This window comes from Nitrobacter vulgaris (genome assembly GCF_002028545.1).
GTDB classification, from domain to species: domain Bacteria; phylum Pseudomonadota; class Alphaproteobacteria; order Rhizobiales; family Xanthobacteraceae; genus Nitrobacter; species Nitrobacter vulgaris.
Genome location: NZ_MWPQ01000021.1, coordinates 1 through 5,653, shown reverse-complemented (window position 1 = coordinate 5,653; position 5,653 = coordinate 1). Strand labels below are relative to the sequence as shown.

Below are 5,653 nucleotides of genomic sequence, written 5' to 3'. Positions count from 1 at the left end.
TTAGCCAAAAGCAATCGCGACTCATCAAAGGCCTCCTGTCCGAGACCGTGAATCACAAACTCAGCGCCGAAGGAATCACTTTTATGGGTCCCGACCCTAGAAGACTATCTTCCTTCGATTTCCGGTCAACATTATCGTTGGAATTTACCTACTTTGCTGGGATTCAATTCACGTGCCGTGATGCGGCGATCGCCCGTTGCAAATCGACCAAAATAGCGCAGTTGACCTGTAGTTGGTCCATCAAGAGAAGGCGTCAATTGTTGCGCATCATCGAAGGCCACCGCAGCAGTCTGCGCAATTAATGTGGCGACAATCTCCATTTTTGCCAATTGACGCTAAGGTGATGCTGTGAAGCGCAGGATTGTGTTCTTGCCGAAACCCACAGTGGCTGCGAGCCCAACCATCGAGGCAGCGCCAGAACTAAACGAATAGTTTGGCTTAAGAAAACTGCTGGATCTTGTACGCTAACGTTGCCTATGGAGCTGGCATGTTCAGGACGGCGATTAAACCGCTTGGCGGTCCCTGCCCCGGCGACCAGTTCGTATTTCTTCTCTGATTATTTCTAAGTCATCTTGGTAGAGATCTGAGGACTTTGAAAAATGACGATTGCCGATCAGCAAGGTCTCGACGTCGTGACGCACACTGCGTCGACGCAGGCCATTCCCTCGTCGCCTGCATACGACGCACCCCAGACGCTTCTCTGGATCGCCTCCTATCCAAAATCGGGCAATACGTGGGTAAGGATCTTCGTCCACAACCTTCTAAGGAGTTGGCCGGAAAATCCGACGGTCCACAGGATATCAATCGCTTGCATGAGCATACGGGATGGGAATTTGGAGCTAAACCGTTTGAGGCGGTCCTCAGCAAGCCTTTTACGGAAGCAAGCCACCGTGAATTGGCAGAGGCAAGGCCCCTTTCACAAGGCCACCTCGCGCGTACTCGGCTTGGCCCACGCTGGTCAAAACGCACCTCTGCGTCGGACACGAATTCGAAACTCCAACCATCAATATTAACGCAACGCTGGCTGCGATCTATATCATTCGCAGCCCTCTCGACGTGGCGATCTCGTTTTCCCATCACATCAACAAAACCATCGATGCACCATAGCTGATATGGCGACGCTCAACTTTTGGATCCCTAACCGGAAAAGGCACGTCTATGAGGTGATCGGTACCTGGAGCCAGCATGTTGGGAGTTGGGTTGGCCTTATTAGCCGTCCAGTGCACGTGATGCGCTATGAGGACATGCTCACAAACCCGATACGCGCATTTGGGCAACTGGCAAGATTTCTGCGGCTGTCACCCACAGACCAGCAACTCATGCGGGCGATCGAGAATTCTTCGTTTTCTGAACTGAAGCGCCAGGAGGCTGAACACGGCTTCAACGAACGGCCGCCGATGGCGAAGTCTTTCTTCCGCGAAGGAAAGGCTGGTCAATGGCGCGAGATTCTTTCGCCCGCGCAGATCGAACGGATCGTGCAGGCTCATGCACCGATGATGCAACGATTTGGCTATCTCCAGCCCGATTGCGGCGGAGCCATTACTCTTCCGACAATCGATTGAAGCGGCAATCGTCGCTGGCACTATACGGCTTCCTACGCCTAACGCCGGCCCCACGCGCGCCTTCCTGCTTACCCTCCGGCCTTTACGACGCGGGCATTCAGAGCGCGAACGACATCGGCACCGCTTCGTTGGGTGTTCTTTATCTCGCCTTGGGAATTGAGCTCCGGTCCAGTCCGCCCAGAATCGGTCGAAAGAGAATGCGTCCGGCTGTCTCGACGGCACGTGATATGGGCGCGTCCTTGTTCAATGACAAGTTAGTGCGCGTGTCGTTGTAGTAGATCATAGAGCAGTCGGAACGAGATTGTCGGAACCACGAACAGGTCATCGCGGCGATCCCGTCAGCATGGTTACGAAGGAACCTCTTCCACCCCTGCGACGGAGGAGCCCTCCTCCGCGCCATATACTTGGCGACGCTGATCTGGCCATCTCGATGCCAAGCTTGAGCAGCTCACCATGGAGTCGCGGCGCTCCCCACAACAGGTTGGCGAGGCTCATTTCGCGGATCAGCCGGCGAATTTCTCTCATAAAAGATAGTTGATCCAAGGAATTAACCGAAAATTCCCTGCCTTCATTTAGCAGGGAATTTTCGGTGCGCTGCAGGGAATTAATTGGTCTTAGGCAAAGCGCACGCCACAGAGCGCGCCAACCTGTATGTGCCGAAAACCTCATCCGAGTTGATAATGTGACGGAATCGCCTAAGCTGGTGGAATGATCGGGCTGCTCTGTTTCGTTCTGGCCGTCCTGGCCTCGCCATTCAAGTCAGTTGCGGCTTGAAGCTGAGAACGCGATGCTTCGACATCAGTTGATCGTCTTGAGGCGTAGGCTGCATGGTCACGCCCAGCTCACGAACCATGATCGCTGGTTCTTTATCCCTGTCTCGCTGGTTTCCGTCGATCCTGCAGGTTCTCACGATTATCCGGCCCGAGACGCTGGTGCGTTGGCATCGGGCTGGCTTCGCCGCTATTGGCGGTGGAGATCGCGCCCACTGGGAGGGCGACCTCAGATCGAGACGGAGCTGCGCACGCTGATCCGGCAGATGAGCATCGAAAATCCGCTTTGGGGCGCGCCACGCATCCACGGCGAACTTCTCAAGCTTGGGTTCGAGGTCGCTCAATCAAGCGTCGCCAAGTACATGGTCAAACGGCGAGGACCGCCAAGCCAAGGGTGGCGGACTTTTCTCCAACGCGCTTCGGTGTTGTCCGCGATCAAGGATCGCAGCCGGTATCGAACAGGACGTTGCCCTGGGCATGCCTGAGCAGCGCGGAACACCGACAGCTCGATGGTGTCGCCCTCGGCCGCACCGGTAATGTAGGCGCTCCGCCGCGTTCGCAGACGGCCGCCAGACAGCATGTGCATTTTCATCAGAAACTCTTGGCGACAGGTGGAAGTCTGCGGCTGGGGCGTGAGGGCTGACCTCTTAAGATTACATCTTAACCAAACATTAAACATGCGTTTGCGGGCGCGAAATGACGCGCCTAGCGTACGGCCAAGAGCTGTCAAACAAACAAAGAATTGGAGCGTGCCATGACCTACAGGAAGCTTGGAGCGCTTGTTACCATCGGCGCGATCGCGCTGGCGTTTGCGACCAATGAAGCGATTGCGCAAGCGGGCGGCGCTGGTGTCGTAGCAGCGCCGCAGGCGGGAGCCACGGTGCGGGGGGCGCATGCGTTCAATGGACTGCACGGGTTCCGTCATCGCGGTAGGGGCGTCGGCGGCTATTTCTGGCCCGGCTATGGCTATGATTATGGCGCTTACGTATCCGCTGCGGGGCCGATCACGGCGCCGTTCGCCGGACCGACCGACGTCCGTTACACTACCACTTACGACGTGCCCTGGAACTGGGCGCATCGCTTTCCTCCAAATGTGATACCGTCGGATCGGCCCTACGTGCCCGGCTGCGGCGAGGAGAGCGTCGGCGTCGGCGGCGGCAAGACGGTCAACGTCATGCGCTGCTACTGAGGCGTAAGCGGCGTTTTCAGGCCACGGCTCGGAAGTCTTGCGTTCGGTATGCCGACGGCAGCAGCTGATCGATGTCACGGTTGGGATGACCGTTGATGAAGGCATTGTCACGTTGTTGAGCTTGCCGGCGCTGATCTGCGGCCATAAGTGCCGATCATGAGCAAACTCAGCTACGCGGATATCGCTTCCCACCCGTGATTATTCAGCAGGCCGTCTGGCTCTATGCCCGGTTACCCTCAGCTTCCGGGATGTCGAGGACCTGTTGGCGGAGCGCGGAATCATGGGACCGACGATCGCAGCTGACCTTCGACGACGCCGGCCCAAGCCTCATTCGACCTGGCATCTCGATGAGGTGTTTATCAGGATCGATGGCCGGTTGGTCTATATATCGCGTCAAGGACTTCGCGTTCGGCATAGACGGCGCGACGTTGTTGTCCAGAGCAAGCGGGACAAGCGGGCGGCACTGAAATTGCTGCGGAAACTGCTCAAGAAAATGGCCTCTGTTCCGGACAAGTTTGTGACCGACGATCTTCGATCCTACGGCGCGGCCGCCCGTGAGCTTGGGCTGTCTCGTCGCCATGAGCGCGGGCGATGGCGCAATAACCGAGCGGAGAACTCGCATCAACCGACCCGACGACGGGAGCGCAAGATGCAGGGGTTCAAGAGTGCGGGATCAGCCCAACGATTTCTGTCCGTCCACGCCGCCACCTGCCGTCGATCGCGTGCCCTTGTGAGGGCCGCTGTTGCTGTCTTGTGTGCGCACAACATGGCATCGGCCAGACGATATGAGCTCGTCTCGCGAACGAAGCAGAAAAGGAAACTGACGATGAAGCGTGCTCAACCGCGCTCGGAGTCCGCCTTTTCTGTTTTCGAAAAGGCTACTCCGAGCCAAAACTGGAGGAGCCTATGTCTAAGACCTTCGAGACAGATCCGCCCGACGCGGACAAGGAGTCGGAAAGTCGCGTAAGCCCCGTTGGGGAAGACGTGGCCGACGAGGACAAGGTTGGATATCGCCGACCGCCGAAATCCTCTCGATTCAAGAAAGGGCAAAGCGGTAACCCGCTCGGCTCCTCGCGCAAAGCTCGAATGCGGCAACGTCAGCAGACCCTTCCGCTTGTTGATCTCGTTCTCGAGAACTCACAAGGCCTTGTTCCCATCCGCGAGGGCGATCGAAGATCCACCATCAGCATGAAAGAGGCACTTATACGGAGGGAAGCTGCGCTAGCAATCCAAGGCAGTCGTCTAGCATTAAAGAGTTGTCTGGACAGAATTGACAAAGCCGAACAAAGGAAGCTCGCCGAGGTTCTTGATCACTACCAGGCGTACCGGGACTATCAAGATCATTATCCCGCGAGGGCCAAGGCTTGCCGTAACCGCGATCTCCCCCTCCTTTGCCCCATCCCGATGACCTGCACTTCGACTATAACACTTTCAAACTACAGCTCACCGGTCCGATAAACCATGAGGAGCTCCATCGGCTTGAGAAAATACTTGAGGCCAGAGAGCTTTTTCTGAAGATGATCGAGGAACAACGTGCCGATGCCGAGGAGTGCGCTCGCGAGGGCTATCCCTATTCTCCAAAGGACCTCGAAGTCCTCTCCCGTCTAGAGAGTTACCTCAAAATCTTTGACAACGAACTCGAAAAACGCGGCTGGTTGCCTCGGGTCGCAGGCCGAAAGGAAACATAGGCGCTAGTACTTGCATGTATTGGGCTCATCCTTCGAGCCTCCAACCGATTGGCATGATCACTCGGGAGGAGCGAATGATTGACGAGCCTTCATCATGCAAAAACGCCATTGATTCTGAATCGACCAAACAGAGCGAACGAGCGCCTGCATCGGCGAAGGCACGCAACCCGAGCACCGATGGCGAGAAGCAGGCCGACAGCATCTACGATCACTTTGATAAAAAGTGCTTCCGCTTTTGGGAGCGCGAGATTTTTCAGGGCCACTTGCCAACGTCGCCAGAACTTACCGAACTTCTGAAGAAAAACAGCGGCAGTCCCGTTCCGGATTGGCTCGTTCCGATCGTTAAGCGCCGAGATGAATTAAGGTGGCGTACCGGCCGCCCCCCGAAATCGGTCTTCAACGAGATGCGAATCAATTTAGCCACCGCAAGGTACCCCCGCTACC

General features: G+C 56.5%; 8 protein-coding genes and 1 pseudogene. 7 read left to right on the top strand and 2 right to left on the bottom strand.

What is annotated here, in order from left to right; genetic code table 11:
* The coding region (locus B2M20_RS19960; RefSeq protein ID WP_210189120.1) for a hypothetical protein at positions 1-302 on the top strand (302 nt) is incomplete at its 5' end.
* Between the two features lie 810 nt (positions 303-1,112).
* Positions 1,113-1,562 carry a sulfotransferase domain-containing protein gene (locus B2M20_RS04780; RefSeq protein ID WP_079445945.1) on the top strand — a complete coding sequence of 150 codons (450 nt, stop codon included), beginning with the start codon at positions 1,113-1,115 and terminating at the stop codon, positions 1,560-1,562.
* 754 nt (positions 1,563-2,316) lie between these two features.
* On the opposite strand, the gene B2M20_RS04775 is transcribed toward B2M20_RS04780, so the two are convergent.
* Together B2M20_RS04775 and B2M20_RS04770 are read right to left on the bottom strand one after the other, a co-directional pair.
* The gene (locus B2M20_RS04775) at positions 2,317-2,676 is read right to left on the bottom strand and encodes a hypothetical protein (protein WP_079445944.1); all 360 of its coding nucleotides are present in this window, start codon (positions 2,674-2,676) and stop codon (positions 2,317-2,319) included.
* The gene (locus tag B2M20_RS04770) at positions 2,673-2,924 is read right to left on the bottom strand and encodes a hypothetical protein (protein WP_079445943.1); all 252 of its coding nucleotides are present in this window, start codon (positions 2,922-2,924) and stop codon (positions 2,673-2,675) included. Before B2M20_RS04770 ends, B2M20_RS04775 begins: the two co-directional genes overlap by 4 nt.
* A 162-nt stretch (positions 2,925-3,086) precedes the next feature.
* Here B2M20_RS04770 and B2M20_RS04765 point away from each other — a divergent pair, with 162 nt between their 5' ends.
* From B2M20_RS04765 to B2M20_RS04750, 5 genes and pseudogenes are all read left to right on the top strand, one after another.
* Positions 3,087-3,521 carry a hypothetical protein gene (locus B2M20_RS04765; protein ID WP_079445942.1) on the top strand — a complete coding sequence of 145 codons (435 nt, stop codon included), beginning with the start codon at positions 3,087-3,089 and terminating at the stop codon, positions 3,519-3,521.
* 156 nt (positions 3,522-3,677) lie between these two features.
* Positions 3,678-4,230 (top strand): annotated as a pseudogene (locus tag B2M20_RS04760) (IS6 family transposase); the annotation flags it as partial.
* Positions 4,231-4,427: 197 nt separating this feature from the next.
* Complete coding sequence (locus B2M20_RS20740) at positions 4,428-4,979, top strand: DUF5681 domain-containing protein (RefSeq protein WP_420799267.1); 552 nt, start codon at positions 4,428-4,430, stop codon at positions 4,977-4,979.
* A complete protein-coding gene (locus B2M20_RS18715; RefSeq protein WP_087881112.1) occupies positions 4,913-5,209 on the top strand; it encodes a hypothetical protein in 297 nt (98 codons plus the stop codon). Before B2M20_RS20740 ends, B2M20_RS18715 begins: the two co-directional genes overlap by 67 nt.
* Before the next feature lie 74 nt (positions 5,210-5,283).
* Positions 5,284-5,653, top strand: a 370-nt coding sequence (locus B2M20_RS04750) for a hypothetical protein (RefSeq protein ID WP_139372836.1), incomplete at its 3' end; no start/stop codon positions are given.

What these genes read in the sequence shown, in the direction of transcription:
- B2M20_RS04780 (WP_079445945.1), top strand. Translation starts at nt 1,113, where the DNA reads ATGGCGACGCTCAACTTTTGGATCCCTAACCGGAAAAGGCACGTCTAT.
- B2M20_RS04770 (WP_079445943.1), bottom strand. Translation starts at nt 2,924, where the DNA reads ATGAAAATGCACATGCTGTCTGGCGGCCGTCTGCGAACGCGGCGGAGC.
- B2M20_RS04765 (WP_079445942.1), top strand. Translation starts at nt 3,087, where the DNA reads ATGACCTACAGGAAGCTTGGAGCGCTTGTTACCATCGGCGCGATCGCG.
- B2M20_RS20740 (WP_420799267.1), top strand. Translation starts at nt 4,428, where the DNA reads ATGTCTAAGACCTTCGAGACAGATCCGCCCGACGCGGACAAGGAGTCG.